The sequence below is a fragment of the Pseudomonas sp. HP_08 genome (genome assembly GCF_055284095.1).
The window spans coordinates 63,394-78,204 of record NZ_JBTOQC010000006.1; the positions used below are offsets into that span (position 1 = coordinate 63,394).

Below are 14,811 nucleotides of genomic sequence, written 5' to 3' on the forward strand. Positions count from 1 at the left end.
GAGCGCATGTGCTGTCGCAGCCGACTCAGCCGATCTTGAACCGTCCCACCAGCTCTTGCTGGTACTCGGCCAGGCGCGCCAGTTCCTGGCTGGTGACGGCGGTCTGTTGTGCGCCGGCGCTGACCTGGATCACCAGGTCGTTGATCTCGTTGACGTTGCGGCTGATGTCGTCGGCCACCGCGCTTTGTTCTTCGGCGGCCGAGGCGATCTGGATGTTGCGGTCGCTGATGCTCGACACGCCTTCGGCGATTTCGGCCAGCAGGTCGCCGGCGCGGCCGATGTTGCGGGCGCCGGCCTGGGCCTTGTCGAGGGTGTCCTGCATGGAGCTGGTGGCGCGGTCGGAGCCGGTCTGCAGCCGGGTGATCATCTGCTGGATATTGCCGGTGGACTCCTGGGTCTTCTGCGCCAGGGTGCGCACCTCCGAGGCGACCACGGCAAAGCCGCGGCCGTGATCGCCGGCGCGGGCGGCTTCGATGGCGGCGTTCAAGGCCAGCAGGTTGGTCTGCTCGGCGATACCGCGAATCACATCCAGCACCGAGGAAATCGAGTCGCTCTCTTGCTTGAGCTCGCCGATGATCTTCGCCGTGTCTTGCGCCTGGCTGGACAATTGGTGAATCAGTTCGATGGTGTTTTGCACTTCGCTGCTGCCTTGTGCGGTGTTCTGGTTGAGTTGCTGCGACAGCTGCGCCGCATCGCCGGTGCTGCGGGCCACATCGCGCACCGTGGTGCTCATTTCGGTGATTGCGGTGGCCACCAGTTCGGTGCTCTGGCGCTGTTGCTCGACGCTGCGGCTGGTCTGCACGGTGACCGCCGAGGACTCTTCGGCCGCCGTCGCCACTTGCGCGGTGGCGTTGCTGATTTCCTGAACGATGCCGGTGATTTCCTCGGCCATGCGATTGAGGTTGGTGCAGATCTGCCCGAATTCGTCGCGGCTCTGGTAACTCGCCCGTGCGGTCAGGTCGCGTTGCGACAGGTTGAGCAGCACGCCGTTCACGTCACTGACGGCGACGTTGATCATGCGGATGATCAGGTACGACAGCACCGTCAAGGCGAGCAACGCAAACAGCACGGCGCCCAGCGTCAGCCACAAGGCGCGGCTGGCCTGGTCGCGTTCGTGTGCGGCCAGTTCGCCGACGTTATTGCCCAGCGCTTCTTCCACCTCACTCATCAGGTCGATGCGTTTGGTCGCGGTTTCGAACCAGGTTTCGGCCTTGATGCCCAAGGGCTGGCCCAGCGGCAACTCGAAGGCCAGGCGCTGCAGCCGCGCCACTTCCAGGGCGCTGGGGTCTTGCAGGCTGGCATCGAGCTGGCGCAGCAGGTCGGCGGGGGATTTGCGCCGGAAGTTTTCTGCGTAGGCGGTGAATTCGCCCAGGTTGCGGCTGAAGCGTGACAGCAGCGCGGCATCGAAGTGATCCTGGCTGAACACCAGACCGAGGATTACCCGCTCGCGGCCGGCGCGCTCTTTCATCTCGATGAACTGGTTGAGCGCGCTCAGGGCATGAATGATCGACGGCTCATTGATGCTCGCTTCCAGCGAGTGGGTATAACCGACCAGGGTCTGGATGGTCTGGGTATAACGGGCGCCGGAATCGGTGCTGGTCATGCTCAGTACATCGATCTGCTGGCGCGTGTCGGCCAGGTTTTGCAGCGCGCCCAGCGCCTTGTCGAGTGCTGCGCTGTCGCTGTTGGCCAGCGCCTGGGTGGCCTTGAATGCCTGATCGGTTTCCTGGCGAATGCTCTTGAGCCGGTCGGCCATCGAGCGGCCCTTGCTGCTCAGGTACACACCGCTGGCGCCGCGCTCGCGTTGCAGCGAGGTGATCAGGCGGCTGATCTGATGCGCCGTGGTGCTGGCGGTCACGGTGCTGTTCATGTCGCGCAGGGTCTTGTAGTTATCGACCACAAACAACGTGGCCAGCCACAGGAAACCCAGCAGCGGCAAAAGGAGGATCAACAGCAGCTTGGTGCGTAACGGTGCATTCCTGAGCATGGGTGTGTCGCCTTTTGGTGCGTACGCATTGCGTGCTTGAAGAGAATCTAACGATTGCCGGGTGTTGCATTGCAGGATGCGATAAGCATGCCCGCACGATCGCCGCCCGGCGCGACAGGCGGCGCAGTCTGCAATGCTGGCTGGCAATTCGCCATTGACCTGGATCAGTAATCGATAAACCCCGCTGGCTTAGCATGCGTGCAGCAGCGACCGGCCTGTCCGGCGTCGCCTGCACCTTCTTCAGTCAACCCAGTGGCCACTTGTGAAAACTGCCAGCCCTCGCGGTACTTCCAACGCCCGACCGAGCAACAGTTGGATGGATTACCAGCCCAGCCGCTGGGGCGCGGGCTTGCAAACCCTGGCCGGGCTGCTGTGGCTGGTGCAGGCCGGCGTGCTGGCGTGGACGGTGCAAGGGTTGCTCGACGGGCGCGGCATGGCGGTGGTCTGGCCGGCGGCCGCAGCGCTGTTGGTGCTGGGCGTGTTGCGCACGCTGAGCGATGCCTGGGGCGGGCGCTTGCTGTACCGCACCGCGCGCCGGTACCTGAGCGCCTTGCGCCAGCAGGCGGTCACTGCGCTGGCCAGTCGTTCGCCGCTGGACACCCGGCGCGCGCCGTCGGGGCTGGCGGCCAGCGTGCTGGCCGAGCAGGCCGAAGCGCTGTTGCCTTACCTGCTGCGCTACCTGCCGGTGCGGCAGCGGCTGATGACCTTGCCTCTGGTGATCGTACTGGTCGTGGCCTGGTACAGCTGGGTCGCCGCATTGGTCTTGCTGCTGGCCGCACCGCTGATTCCGCTGTTCATGGCCCTGGTGGGCTGGCGCGCCAAGGCTGCCAGCGAGGCGCAGTGGGTCGAGATGGGCGGCATGAATGCTTTTCTGCTTGATCGCTTGCGCGGGCTGACCACCTTGCGCGCCTTCGACGCCGTCGATGCCACCGCCGAGCGCTTGCAGGCCTCGGCGCTGTCGCTGCGTCAGCGCACGATGCGCGTGCTGCGCATCGCCTTTCTATCCTCGGCGGTGCTGGAGCTGTTCTCGGCACTGGGCGTGGCGCTGGTGGCGGTGTACATCGGTTTTCATCTGCTGGGTTATCTGCCGTTCGGTGCCTGGGGCCAGACCTTGAGCCTGGGCCAGAGTCTGTTTGTGCTGCTGCTGGCGCCGAGCTTTTTCGAGCCGTTGCGCGACCTGTCGGCGGTCTGGCACGACCGCGCCGCCGGGGAGACCGCCTTGCAGGCACTGCGTGAGCTGAGCGAGCGCGGTACCGCCTTGCCGCCCAGCGCGCCGGCCGACCTGCAAACGCCTGCGTTGATGGTCTGTTTGCAGGATGCCAGCGTCAGCCATGCGGGGGCGGCGGCGCCTGCGTTCGAGCATCTGTCGTTGCGGGTGGCCAAGGGCGAACACCTGGCGATCACCGGGCCCAGCGGCAGTGGCAAGTCGACGTTGCTGGCGGCGATGGCCGAGCTGTTGCCCTTGCAGGCCGGCCGCCTGAGTCTCAACGTCGCGTCAGGTTACGTGGGCTGGATCGGCCAGAAGCCACATATCTTTGCAGGGTCTGTGCAACACAACGTGGCGCTGGGACGCCCCGGTGTGGGGCGCGAGGCCGTCGATGCCGCGCTGGCCCAGGCGTGTCTTGCGCAGGTCGAGCAGGCCCGCGCAGGCCAGACGCTGGGCGAGGGCGGGCTCGGCCTATCGGGTGGCGAAGCGCTGCGCCTGTCATTGGCGCGGGTCGCGGCTGATCCGTCGATCCGCCTGATCCTGGCCGATGAACCCACCGCGCACCTGGACCGCCAGACCGCACTTGAAGTCACTCAGGCACTGTTGCAACTGGCGCAGGGCCGCACGCTGATTGTCGCCACCCACGACCCGTTGCTGACGGCCGCGATGCAGCGTCAGGTGTCGATGCGGGCGCTAAGTCAGCCGGTTCGACCGGCTCTGCAACTTGATGAGGTGCTGCCATGAGCCTTCGCCCGCTCAAGACGTTGTTGCCGATCGCGCGGCTGTTCTGGCTTGAGCGCGGCGGCCTGCTGCTGGCCGGTGCGGCGCTGGCCGCCGTCACGGTGTTGTTCGGCATGGCCTTGCTGGGTTTGTCGGGCTGGTTTATCAGCGCCACGGCGATTGCCGGCCTGAGCGTGGCCACCGCGCTGGCGTTCGATGTGTTCATGCCCTCGGCAGGTATTCGCCTGTTCACCCTGGGGCGCACCGTCGCCCGTTACGGCGAACGGCTGGCGACCCACGATGCGACCCTGGCGGTACTGGCGGCGTTGCGCGTGCGGCTGTTTCTGGGCTGGGCGCAGCCGCAGGCCGCGCGGGAACTGGCCCTGCGCCCGGCGCGTTTGTTGTTCCGGCTAACGTGCGATATCGATGCACTGGACGCCTTGTACTTGCGCGTGCTGGTGCCGCTGCTGGCGGCGCTCGCCGCGACGCTGGCTGCGGCCCTCGCACTGGGGCTGATCCATGCCGGGCTCGGCCTTGCCGTGCTGCTGTTGATGAGCCTGACCACATTCATCGTGCTGCGCAGCACCTGGCTGGGTTCGTTGCGCCCGGCGCAGGCACGGGCGCGTGCCACTGAGACCTTGCGCGCGCAGACCGCCGACCTGGTGGCGGGGCAGACCGACTTGCTGATGGCTGGACGACTGGCTGCGCAGTGCCAGCTGATCCAGCACACCGATGCGCGCCTGGCGGACTTCGATGACCGGCTCAACCGCCTGGACAACCGCGCCGCAGTCGCCTTCGGCCTGCTGGGCAACGTGTTGCTGGCGTTGACCTTGCTGGTCAGCGGCTGGCTGGTGTCGATCAACGTCATTGAGGTGCCGGTCGCCGTGTTGGCGGTGCTGGTCGCGCTGACCATGACCGAGCCGCTGGCCGCCCTGCGTCGTGGCGCGCTGGAACTGGGCCGCACCACGCTGGCGGCCCGCCGCATCGGCCCGCAACTGAATGCCGGCTTGCAAACGACAACGCCCTGCGAGCCGCAGGCCGCCGAGTGCCAGGTGCAACTGCAGCAGGTTCAGGTCCGCCATCCGGGCGCGGCGCACGACTGCCTGCACGGCATTGATCTGCACATTCGGGCCGGCGAGCGGGTGGCGCTGGTGGGCAGCAGCGGCGCGGGCAAGTCATCGCTGATGGCTTTGCTGACCGGCGAACTGCAACCGCGTACCGGCACCTTGCGGGTCAACGGTGCCCACGGCTGGCTGACCCAGCGCACGGAATTATTTCAGGACAGCGTGCGCGACAACCTGCTGCTGGCCTGCCCGGATGCCTGCGATGAACAACTCTGGCAGGCCCTGCGCAACGCCGGGCTGGCCGATGCCCTGCGCGCCTGGCCCGATGGCCTCGATACGCCGCTGGGCGAGGGTGGCCTTGGCCTGTCCGGCGGTCAGGCCCGGCGTCTGGCGCTGGCGCGGCTGCTGTTGCGCGAGGCACCGCTGTGGCTGCTCGACGAACCCAGCGAAGGGCTCGACGCCGACACCGCCCGCGAGGTGCTCGATCAACTGAGCCGCCAGGGCAAGGGCCGCGCCTGGTTGCTGGCCACACATTTGCGCCGCGAGGCCAGGCTGGCCGACCGCCTGCTGGTGCTGCACGGCGGACGCATCGTCGCCCAGTGGCCACGCGGCAGTGGTGGATACAACGCCGTACTGGCCGGGCTACGCCCGACTGAGTGTCCCGACTCAACAACCCGTTTTTGATGATTTGAATGTAACCCCTTAGAGGAAAATGGCATGGACCTGGACATCGTCAGTCTGTCGCGATTGCAGTTCGCGCTGACCGCGCTCTATCACTTTTTATTCGTGCCGCTGACGTTGGGGCTGTCGATCCTGCTGGCGATCATGGAAACCATCTACGTGATGACCGGCCGGGTGATCTGGCGGCAGATGACCCGCTTCTGGGGCACGCTGTTCGGCATCAACTTCGCCATCGGCGTGTCCACCGGGCTGGTCATGGAGTTTCAGTTCGGCATGAACTGGAGCTATTACAGCCACTATGTCGGCGACATCTTCGGCGCGCCGCTGGCCATCGAAGGGCTGATGGCGTTCTTTCTCGAGGCGACCTTCATCGGTCTGTTTTTCTTCGGCTGGGACAAGCTGAGCCGGGTCAAGCATCTGGTCGTGACCTGGCTGATGGCGCTGGGTACCAACCTCTCGGCACTGTGGATTCTGATCGCCAACGGCTGGATGCAGAACCCGGTGGGTGCCGCCTTCAACCCGCAGACCATGCGCATGGAAGTCAGCGATTTCTATGCCGTGCTGACCAACCCGGTCGGCCAGGCCAAGTTCGTCCACACCGTGTCGGCCGGTTATGTCTGCGGCGCGATCTTCGTGCTGGGCATCTCGGCGCTGTACCTGCTCAAGGGCCGGCACGTCGATCTGGCCAAGCGCTCGATGACCGTGGCCGCCTCCTTCGGCCTGGCCGCTTCGTTGTCGGTGGTGGTGCTGGGTGACGAGAGCGGCTACCTGTCCAGCGAACACCAGAAAATGAAGCTGGCCGCCATCGAAGCCATGTGGGAAACCGAGCCTGCGCCGGCCGCGTTTACCGCCATCGGTTTCCCTGACCAGGACGCGCGGGAAACCCATTACGCGATTCACATTCCGTGGGTCATGGGCCTGATCGGCACCCGTTCGCTCGACACTGAAATGCCGGGCATCAAGGAGCTGGTGGTCAGCGCCGAGGCGCGTATCCGTCGTGGCATCCTGGCCTACGACGCGCTGGAAAACATCCGCGCCGAAGGCTCGACCACCACCATTTCACCGGCGCTTAAAGAGGCCTTCGAGGCCAACGGCAGCGAGCTGGGCTACGCCTTGCTGCTCAAGCGTTATGTCGACGATCCACGCCAGGCCAGCGATGCACAGATTGCCAAGGCCGCCTGGGACACCGTGCCGCAAGTGGCGCCGCTGTTCTGGTCGTTCCGGGTCATGGTTGCGCTGGGCATGTTTTTCATTGTGCTGACGGCGGTGTTCTTCTGGCTGTCGGCGCGTCATCGCCTGGAGCAGCATCGCTGGTTGCTGAAGCTGGCGGTGTGCGCGATTCCGCTGCCGTGGGTGGCCATCGAGGCCGGCTGGCTGGTGGCTGAATACGGTCGTCAGCCGTGGGTCATCGAAGGCGTGCTGCCCACCGCCGTGGCGGTCTCCAATCTTGGGGTCAAGACCCTGTTGCTGACCATCGCAGGCTTTGTCGCGATCTACAGCGTGCTGCTGGTGATCGAGCTCAAATTGATGATCAAGGCGATCAAACACGGCCCGGACCTTGAGCCGGAACAGCTGCACAGCGCCAGGCCGAGCCTGGCCTCGGTGGCCACCCGTCAACCTGTCTTCAAGCCTGCGGAGTAAACCCATGATCCTCCATGAGTTGCTGAACTACGACACCTTGCGTGTCATCTGGTGGGTGCTGCTCGGCCTGCTGCTGGTCGGCTTTGCCGTGATGGACGGCTTCGACCTGGGCACCGGCGCGCTGCTGCCGTTCATTGGCAAGACCGACATCGAGCGGCGCACGATCATCAACGCCGTCGGCCCGACCTGGGAAGGCAATCAGGTCTGGCTGGTGCTCGGCGGCGGCGCGATCTTCGCCGCCTGGCCGCAGTTGTATGCGGTGTCATTCTCCGGCTTTTATCTGGCGATGTTCGTGATTCTGGTGGCGCTGATCCTGCGCCCGGTCGCGTTCAAATACCGCAGCAAGCGCGAGTCGAAAACCTGGCGCAACGCCTGGGACTGGGCGCTGTTCGTCGGCGGCTTCGTGCCGGCGCTGATTTGCGGCGTGGCGGTGGGCAACGTGCTGATCGGCGTGCCGTTTCGTCTGACCCCTGAAATGCACATCCACTACGACGGCACCTTCTTCGGCCTGCTCAATCCGTTTGCGGTGCTGTGCGGGCTGGTGTCGGTGAGCATGCTGGTGACCCACGGCGCTGCCTGGCTGCGGATCAAGACCGATGGCGCCGTCGCCGCCCGCGCCCGCGCCGTGGGCAGCGTCAGCGCGCTGCTGACCGTGGTGCTTTACGCCGTGGCGGGCCTGGCGTTGTGGCAATGGATCGACGGCTACAGCATCACCTCGAGCATCAACCCGACCGGCCCGTCGAACCCGCTGTACAAGACGGCGGTGGTGGCCGAAGGCGTGTGGTTTCACAACTATGCTCAACACGGCTGGACCTTGATTGCGCCGGCGCTGGGCTTTATCGGCATGCTGCTGGCCTTCGTGCTGATGCGTGCGCGGCGCGACAACCTGACGATCCTGGCCAGCGGCCTGGGCATTGCCGGCATCATCGTTTCAGTGGGCGCCTCGATGTTCCCGTTCATCCTGCCGTCGACCGTCGATGCACGCTTCAGCCTGACCGTCTGGGACTCATCAAGCAGCCATATGACCCTGTTCATCATGCTGGTCAGCACTGCGATCTTCCTGCCGCTGATCGTGGCCTACACCACCTGGGTCTACAAAGTGCTGTGGGGCAAGGTCGATGTGGCCGGTATCGAAGACCCCAGCAAGCACGCTTATTAAGAGGAGATGACGTATGTGGTATTTCGCCTGGCTACTCGGCCTGCCGCTGGCCGCCGCCTTTGCCGTGCTCAACGGCATGTGGTTCGAGATGACTGAAGATAACGATGTGCGCCGTTCGTTACTGGGTGATATTCCTGACAACGACCGTTGAACCCATACCCGGAGCTGCCCCATGAAAATTGCCCTGTTCAGTGCCCAAGCCTACGACCGGCGCTTTTTCGACCAGGCCTTGCAACGGGATTTTTCACACTCGGGCTTTCAGCTCGCTTACCTCGCCCCGAGCCTGTGCGCCGACACCGTCGCCCTGGCTCAGGGCTTTGACGCCATTTGCGTGTTCGTCAACGATCAGCTCGACGTCACCGTACTCGAAGCGCTCAAGGCCTATGGCGTCGGCGCGATCCTGTTGCGTTGTGCAGGCTTCAACAACGTCGATCTGGACGCCGCCAGACGCCTGGGCCTGTTCGTCGCCCGTGTGCCCGGTTATTCACCGGAAGCGGTGGCCGAGCACACGCTGGCCCTGGTGATGACCCTCAACCGCCACACCCACCGTGCCTACAACCGCGTGCGCGAAGGCAACTTCATGCTCGACGGCTTGCTGGGTTTCAACCTGCACGGCAAGATCGTCGGGCTGATCGGCACCGGCCAGATCGGCCTGGCCACGGCGCGGATCTTCAAAGGCTTCGGCTGTCGGGTGCTGGGTTTCGACCCGTTCGAGGCCGAGGCTTTCAAGGCACTGGGCGAGTACGTGACGCTTGAGTATTTGCTGGCTGCATCGGACATCGTCAGCCTGCATTGCCCGCTGACCGAAAACACCCGCCACCTGATTCGCAGCGAAACCCTGGGCGTAATGAAGCCCGGCGCGATGCTGGTCAACACCTCACGCGGCGCACTGATCGACACCCTGGCGGTGATCGAAGCGCTCAAGTCCCGGCAACTTGGCGCACTGGCCATCGACGTCTATGAACAGGAAAGCCAGTTGTTCTTCAAGGACCGTTCCAGCGACCACATTGACGATGAGGTTTTCCTGCGCCTGACCACATTTCCCAATGTGCTGATTACCGGGCATCAGGGGTTCTTTACCGTTGAAGCACTGGAGCAGATTGCCGGGATTACGCTGGATAATTTGCAGTGTTTTGCGCAGGGTCTGGCGTGTGAGAACGCGTTGGTTTGATCGGGAAAAGGTCTACGCTTGCAAACGTGGATATCCATTGAGCTGCGCAGCCGAGGAGTTTGATTCATGGAGCCTGTAAATCCGCAAATCACTGACGCCGTTACCCAGTCCAACGTCAAGGTCGTGAGCGAAGCCCCGGCCATGGCGCTCAGCCCGCTGTACCAGTCCGTTTCCCACGCGACCTCGATCATGTTCCAGAACGCGGTCACGGCGCAGCAGCAACAGAACACCTTGGCCCAGGCCGCGGCCAATCAAGGCGTGATGCAGATCTATAACCTGGACACCAGCGCCGGAGCCAAGGGCACCGAGACAGTGGCGCAAGCGGGTATTGCCGATAACCTGACCAGTTTGTTGACGGTGCTCAAGGCGTTTGGTCAGGCGCCGAAATGAATCAGCTGTCGGTCATTTGATGAACGCGCTTGGGTCAAGGCTGTACGGTTGGGGTTATAACGCTCAAGCAACTAATGTCATCGGTGTATTGATCGGTCAGATCGCCGTTGAGTAAAAAGTGCAGTTGCTGTTGTGCGTCAAGGGTGGCCCAGAACCCGTCAGTTGCCAGCAACCACTGTTGAGTTGGATGGACAGGCCAGTGACTGATCTCTGGATCGCTAGACCGTCGGGCGCTAAAGCAGCGTGTCAGCCTGTGCCGTGAGGGTGCCCTAACAATTTCTGCATGACTGAGGTTGCCCTGCCAGTTGGCTTCGCAGTGGATGTTATTGAGCCAGTTGACCGTGTTGTCAGTTGTTATAAGCCCAAGACAGCAGTCGCCTTCATGAATGCTGAAAGCGGTGTCGCCCATCAGGCACAGCAACAGATAACTGCAGGCGGCTGTGGGGTATTGGTCACGTAATGTGTTCCGACATGCACTGATCATGTCAACGAGGGCGGCGGTCAGAGGCTCTGTGCCCAAAGTAGCGAGGGGTAATCGGCTGAATTCCTGAATGAGACAGGCGAGTAAGGCGCGAGCCAATTCGCCGCTCTGGGGATGGCTGCTGCTGCCATCGGCGATCAGATAAAGACTGGCGTGTTCGAGCTCGAGACAGGCAAAGGCATCACGGTTGTCGGCCGTTATGCTGCCCGTGCGTGTATGCCATTGCAGAGCTGCACGCATTCAGACTTTCACTTGGGCGATATGGCGCAAGCGCTGCCAGATAATCTCTTCACGCTCCGGATCACCGCGAGCAACATCTTGCACCAGGTAGCCGAAATCATTGTTGTCCAGCAGAGGCGCCAATGTGTTGGCCAGATAGCTGCGCAGCTCGACAGCCGTGCTGTCGACTTCCTCCGGCAGTTCCTCACGGCCGTTGACCAGATTGAGGATATCTTCAAGATCCTGGCTGGCCAGGGGATTCTGTGCCCCTCGCCCGTTGTAGGCTTCCAGCTTGCTGCCGAGGAAATAAGGGGGTGTGAACAAGCGGATTCGACACTCATTCGGGAGGGCATGCCATTGGGCTGTAGCCAGTCCGTCCTTGAACCAGCGGTTGTTGCAGCCTAGTAGATTGGCGGTGTCTGCATCCTCGGGCATGAAGTCGACCTTCAGTTCGCCCAGACGCATGCGGCAGATAACATCGTCCTGCGGCGATTGTCGAAAGCCTTTTTGTCGTAGTTGTTCGACCAGTTTTTGCCACTCCGGGTACCCGGTCAGATGAACGACCAGATCGACATCGTCAGTGTGACGCACGTCTTCCCGGCTGAGTTCGTCGGTCAGCAACAAGGCTGTCGTACAGCCGCCTACGAAGGCGACTTCCTGGCAAAGTTCCGGGCCGAGTGTCTGAGCAACGACTTCAAGCATTTGAATATTTTGTGCATAGCTCATGGCTGCAAAACCTTCTCGCGCAGAATCTTATTGGCCAGGTTGGCTTCCCTGGCATTACCCAGACGGATCGCGTCTATCAGTGCCAGATACTCATAAAGTCGCGGATCTTTCTTGACCGCACCGGGTACGGTCTTGAACAGCGGGACAATCGATTGGCCTTTGCGGTTACCGTAGGCATCCGGCCAGACAGGGATCAACTCACCGGCGCTCATCAATTTGTCCTGCAGGACCGGTGCTGAAAAGCCCGTCGGAATGCCGCGGACAATTTCTGCGGGCTTGACTGGAAATACATAGCGCAAGCCATGCTCAATAAAGCCCAGCAGCGCTTTACTGTTGACCCGTGGTAAGTGGGTGTGCGGGTCTGTTCTCAGCAAGCCGATTTGCTGGCAGCGCTTGAGTGCAGCGGCAATCTCGCTTTTGCTGATGCCCAGTGAAGCTTGCAGCGCTCGAACGGAATAACTGTCGTGATGCACGAGAGGATCCGGGTCTGATTGATCCTCCCAGCCCTGCCACCTTACGGCTGTATACGGATCGTTATCCTTGAGCAGTTCTCGCGTTTCGTTGTCACGTTTGCGTTGCAAGCGTTCGCCCTGCTCAAGGCAGATCAGTTTAATCAACAACAGAACGTCTTGACTCTTCATTTCTATCTCGGCTAGGCGCTGTCCGCTGTCCTGGGACTGAGGACAGTCTAGGCGCGTATGTGCTCCATCTGTCAAATACTTCAGGAGTGTGATTTCGCGCCAATCCCACACGACAATCCTCTTGTAATGACCGTTCGTCTGCCAAACTGCACTTGAAGGCCTGTGAGATTTCCAACGAATACCTACACCAGACTCAGAGGTACGTATGGAACATCAAGAACTGGAACGCGAAGTACTGACCCGCCTGCTGCATGCCCATCCCAGTGGTCTGGGAAAGGAAATCCTGGATAACTACCGGGGCGAAAAGGCGGTGGTGGAAGTGATCAGGCGTTTCCAGCACGAGAATTTCATTCACGGCACCCCGGTCGATCCGAAAACCTCGGCGCTGGAGTTTCCGATCAAGCTGACCAGTGCTGGCGTTGATGAGGCCAAGAAGCTGGACGCTGCGTGAGTCTGATGGATTTATTCGTTTTCTGAATGCACGCAAACAAAAAAGGCCCAGGTTTTCACCTGGGCCTTTTTTCACATATGTGGCGCACCTGACGGGATTCGAACCCATGACCCCTGCCTTCGGAGGGCAGTACTCTATCCAGCTGAGCTACAGGTGCAATGCGGGCGCCATAATACTCATCAATGGCCCGTGCGTCCATGCTGGCGAGCATGCGTTGTCAATTTCGCACACTTTCTTGCCTGAACCTGCCATTCATCCCCAAAGCGCCTGCCCATCGCTGCCAATCCGTTCTTTTTTCTGAACGCCCTATTGTCCTTTACTGCCACAATCCCTAGGATTCGTTTGAGATTTCAAACGCTCCTGTTCAGCCTTCCTGCCTGTTAAGCTTCGTGCGCCAGGATACGGCGAATAAAAAACCTTAGTGGTGCCCTGTGACGGCGCCATTTCTATATCAGCCCGCTCCGCGTCTGCGCGGTGCTATTCAGGAGGCCGACATGCAGCTCAAGGATTCCAAACTGTTCCGCCAGCAAGCCTATATCAATGGTGCCTGGCTGGACGCAGACGGTGGCCAGACCATCAAGGTCAACAACCCGGCCACCAACGAAGTGCTGGGCACCGTGCCGAAGATGGGCGCTGCCGAGACTCGTCGTGCCATCGAAGCCGCCGACAAGGCGCTGCCGGCCTGGCGTGCACTGACCGCCAAGGAACGTGGTGCCAAGCTGCGTCGCTGGTACGAGCTGATGATCGAGAACCAGGACGACCTGGCTCGCCTGATGACCCTGGAGCAGGGCAAGCCGCTGGCTGAGGCCAAGGGCGAGATCGCTTATGCCGCCTCGTTCATCGAGTGGTTCGCTGAAGAAGCCAAGCGCGTCTACGGTGATGTGATCCCGGGCCACCAGCCGGACAAGCGCCTGATCGTGCTCAAGCAGCCGATCGGTGTCACCGCCGCGATTACCCCGTGGAACTTCCCTGCCGCGATGATCACCCGCAAGGCCGGTCCTGCGCTGGCCGCCGGTTGCACCATGGTGCTCAAGCCTGCTTCGCAGACTCCGTATTCCGCGCTGGCCCTGGCTGAGCTGGCCGAGCGTGCCGGCATTCCGGCTGGCGTGTTCAGCGTGATCACTGGCAGCGCGGGCGAAGTGGGCAGCGAGCTGACCGGTAACCCGATCGTGCGCAAGCTGTCGTTCACCGGCTCCACCGAGATCGGTCGCCAGTTGATGGCCGAATGCGCCAACGACATCAAGAAAGTGTCGCTGGAGCTGGGCGGCAACGCGCCTTTCATCGTGTTCGACGATGCCGACCTGGACAAGGCAGTTGAGGGCGCGATCATCTCCAAATACCGCAACAACGGTCAGACCTGCGTCTGCGCCAACCGCATCTATGTGCAGGAAGGCGTGTACGAGGCGTTCGCCGAGAAGCTCAAAGTCGCTGTGGCCAAACTCAAGATCGGTAACGGTCTGGAAGAGGGCATTACCACCGGTCCGCTGATCGATGAAAAAGCCGTGGCCAAGGTCAAGGAACACATCGCCGATGCCCTGAGCAAAGGCGCGAAAGTGCTGTCGGGCGGTAACAGCCTGGAAGGCACGTTCTTTGAGCCGACCATTCTGGTCAACGTGCCGAAGAACGCCGCGGTTGCCAAAGAAGAGACCTTCGGCCCGCTGGCGCCGCTGTTCAGCTTCAAGGACGAGGCCGAAGTGATTGCCTTGGCCAACGACACCGAGTTCGGTCTGGCGTCGTACTTCTACGCGCAGAACATGAGCCGTGTGTTCCGTGTGGCTGAAGCGCTGGAATACGGCATGGTGGGTATCAACACCGGCCTGATCTCCAACGAAGTGGCGCCGTTTGGCGGCATCAAGTCCTCGGGCCTGGGCCGTGAAGGCTCCAAGTACGGCATCGAAGACTACCTGGAAATCAAATACCTCTGCCTGTCGGTTTAACCGCGGCCGAGTGCTTCACAACCGATGGGGCGCGAGAGCGACGCTTCATCGGTTTTTGCGTTGTACACGTAGGGTCTGTTGCCGTTTCAGCGCAGATCGCGTTGCCGCGCAAAATCGTGTCAGGCAAGGCGCAGGACGAAGAAAATGGTCACTCCATTTTCAAGTTCTGCAACGCAGCATGGCGCGATTTTGCGCGCAACCCGCAGGGCCGTGACTGTTTTGTCGCATGCTGCTATCGAGTCTTACTCTTTTGTTTTCGACAAAGCAGGCCTCGGCGCGGTTGTGATGAAACGGTAACAGACCCTAAATATGGTGGCCGGAAGGCCGCGCCAGTCG

General features: G+C 62.0%; 13 protein-coding genes and 1 tRNA gene. 9 read left to right on the forward strand and 5 right to left on the reverse strand.

Translation table 11 applies throughout. The features are described from left to right. Positions 1-25: 25 nt before the first annotated feature. The gene (locus tag ACYAS9_RS07265; RefSeq protein ID WP_463567640.1) at positions 26-1,987 is read right to left on the reverse strand and encodes a methyl-accepting chemotaxis protein; all 1,962 of its coding nucleotides are present in this window, start codon (positions 1,985-1,987) and stop codon (positions 26-28) included. A 316-nt stretch (positions 1,988-2,303) separates the two neighbouring features. Here ACYAS9_RS07265 and cydD point away from each other — a divergent pair, with 316 nt between their 5' ends. The 7 genes from cydD to ACYAS9_RS07300 all read left to right on the forward strand — a co-directional run bounded on the left by cydD (position 2,304) and on the right by ACYAS9_RS07300 (position 10,020). Further along, complete coding sequence (gene cydD / locus ACYAS9_RS07270; RefSeq protein WP_463567641.1) at positions 2,304-3,938, forward strand: thiol reductant ABC exporter subunit CydD; 1,635 nt, start codon at positions 2,304-2,306, stop codon at positions 3,936-3,938. Then, a complete protein-coding gene (cydC, locus tag ACYAS9_RS07275) occupies positions 3,935-5,662 on the forward strand; it encodes a thiol reductant ABC exporter subunit CydC (RefSeq protein WP_463567642.1) in 1,728 nt (575 codons plus the stop codon). The genes cydD and cydC overlap by 4 nt, the downstream gene beginning before the upstream one ends. A 33-nt stretch (positions 5,663-5,695) precedes the next feature. Continuing rightward, on the forward strand, positions 5,696-7,300 hold the full coding sequence (locus ACYAS9_RS07280; protein ID WP_463567643.1) for a cytochrome ubiquinol oxidase subunit I: 1,605 nt from the start codon (positions 5,696-5,698) through the stop codon (positions 7,298-7,300). A 4-nt stretch (positions 7,301-7,304) separates the two neighbouring features. Beyond that, on the forward strand, positions 7,305-8,459 hold the full coding sequence (gene cydB / locus ACYAS9_RS07285; protein WP_463567644.1) for a cytochrome d ubiquinol oxidase subunit II: 1,155 nt from the start codon (positions 7,305-7,307) through the stop codon (positions 8,457-8,459). 13 nt (positions 8,460-8,472) lie between these two features. Further along, positions 8,473-8,610, forward strand: coding sequence for a cytochrome bd-I oxidase subunit CydX (gene cydX, locus ACYAS9_RS07290; protein ID WP_463567645.1), 138 nt, complete (start codon positions 8,473-8,475; stop codon positions 8,608-8,610). Between the two features lie 21 nt (positions 8,611-8,631). Further along, positions 8,632-9,630 (forward strand): 2-hydroxyacid dehydrogenase, encoded by a 999-nt coding sequence (locus ACYAS9_RS07295; protein ID WP_463567646.1) that lies wholly within the window; start codon positions 8,632-8,634, stop codon positions 9,628-9,630. 66 nt (positions 9,631-9,696) lie between these two features. After that, entirely contained in the window at positions 9,697-10,020 is a 324-nt protein-coding gene (locus tag ACYAS9_RS07300; RefSeq protein WP_463567647.1) for a RebB family R body protein, read from the forward strand. Between the two features lie 34 nt (positions 10,021-10,054). Here the strand turns inward: ACYAS9_RS07300 and ACYAS9_RS07305 are convergent, their stop codons facing one another. Genes ACYAS9_RS07305 through ACYAS9_RS07315 form a run of 3 tightly spaced genes read right to left on the reverse strand, consistent with a single transcriptional unit; the run spans position 10,055 to position 12,087 of the window. Next, entirely contained in the window at positions 10,055-10,741 is a 687-nt protein-coding gene (locus tag ACYAS9_RS07305) for a PP2C family protein-serine/threonine phosphatase (protein WP_463567648.1), read from the reverse strand. Beyond that, positions 10,742-11,446 (reverse strand): hypothetical protein, encoded by a 705-nt coding sequence (locus ACYAS9_RS07310; RefSeq protein ID WP_463567649.1) that lies wholly within the window; start codon positions 11,444-11,446, stop codon positions 10,742-10,744. Then, complete coding sequence (locus ACYAS9_RS07315; protein WP_463567650.1) at positions 11,443-12,087, reverse strand: hypothetical protein; 645 nt, start codon at positions 12,085-12,087, stop codon at positions 11,443-11,445. The genes ACYAS9_RS07310 and ACYAS9_RS07315 overlap by 4 nt, the downstream gene beginning before the upstream one ends. A 205-nt stretch (positions 12,088-12,292) precedes the next feature. Between ACYAS9_RS07315 and ACYAS9_RS07320 the strand changes: the two genes are divergently transcribed. Next, on the forward strand, positions 12,293-12,538 hold the full coding sequence (locus ACYAS9_RS07320) for a hypothetical protein (RefSeq protein ID WP_459743383.1): 246 nt from the start codon (positions 12,293-12,295) through the stop codon (positions 12,536-12,538). 80 nt (positions 12,539-12,618) lie between these two features. Here ACYAS9_RS07320 and ACYAS9_RS07325 read toward each other — a convergent pair. Beyond that, a tRNA-Arg gene (locus ACYAS9_RS07325) sits at positions 12,619-12,695 on the reverse strand. Between the two features lie 337 nt (positions 12,696-13,032). Here ACYAS9_RS07325 and gabD point away from each other — a divergent pair. After that, positions 13,033-14,475 (forward strand): NADP-dependent succinate-semialdehyde dehydrogenase, encoded by a 1,443-nt coding sequence (gene gabD / locus ACYAS9_RS07330; RefSeq protein ID WP_463567651.1) that lies wholly within the window; start codon positions 13,033-13,035, stop codon positions 14,473-14,475. The last annotated feature ends 336 nt before the right edge of the window (positions 14,476-14,811 follow it).

Bases quoted from the DNA above. Each gene is read 5' to 3' on its own strand.
- ACYAS9_RS07320 (WP_459743383.1), top strand. From the start codon at position 12,293: ATGGAACATCAAGAACTGGAACGCGAAGTACTGACCCGCCTGCTGCAT.
- ACYAS9_RS07310 (WP_463567649.1), bottom strand. From the start codon at position 11,446: ATGAGCTATGCACAAAATATTCAAATGCTTGAAGTCGTTGCTCAGACA.
- cydX (WP_463567645.1), top strand. From the start codon at position 8,473: ATGTGGTATTTCGCCTGGCTACTCGGCCTGCCGCTGGCCGCCGCCTTT.
- ACYAS9_RS07295 (WP_463567646.1), top strand. From the start codon at position 8,632: ATGAAAATTGCCCTGTTCAGTGCCCAAGCCTACGACCGGCGCTTTTTC.
- ACYAS9_RS07300 (WP_463567647.1), top strand. From the start codon at position 9,697: ATGGAGCCTGTAAATCCGCAAATCACTGACGCCGTTACCCAGTCCAAC.
- ACYAS9_RS07280 (WP_463567643.1), top strand. From the start codon at position 5,696: ATGGACCTGGACATCGTCAGTCTGTCGCGATTGCAGTTCGCGCTGACC.
- gabD (WP_463567651.1), top strand. From the start codon at position 13,033: ATGCAGCTCAAGGATTCCAAACTGTTCCGCCAGCAAGCCTATATCAAT.
- cydB (WP_463567644.1), top strand. From the start codon at position 7,305: ATGATCCTCCATGAGTTGCTGAACTACGACACCTTGCGTGTCATCTGG.
- ACYAS9_RS07305 (WP_463567648.1), bottom strand. From the start codon at position 10,741: ATGCGTGCAGCTCTGCAATGGCATACACGCACGGGCAGCATAACGGCC.
- ACYAS9_RS07265 (WP_463567640.1), bottom strand. From the start codon at position 1,987: ATGCTCAGGAATGCACCGTTACGCACCAAGCTGCTGTTGATCCTCCTT.
- cydD (WP_463567641.1), top strand. From the start codon at position 2,304: ATGGATTACCAGCCCAGCCGCTGGGGCGCGGGCTTGCAAACCCTGGCC.
- cydC (WP_463567642.1), top strand. From the start codon at position 3,935: ATGAGCCTTCGCCCGCTCAAGACGTTGTTGCCGATCGCGCGGCTGTTC.
- ACYAS9_RS07315 (WP_463567650.1), bottom strand. From the start codon at position 12,087: ATGAAGAGTCAAGACGTTCTGTTGTTGATTAAACTGATCTGCCTTGAG.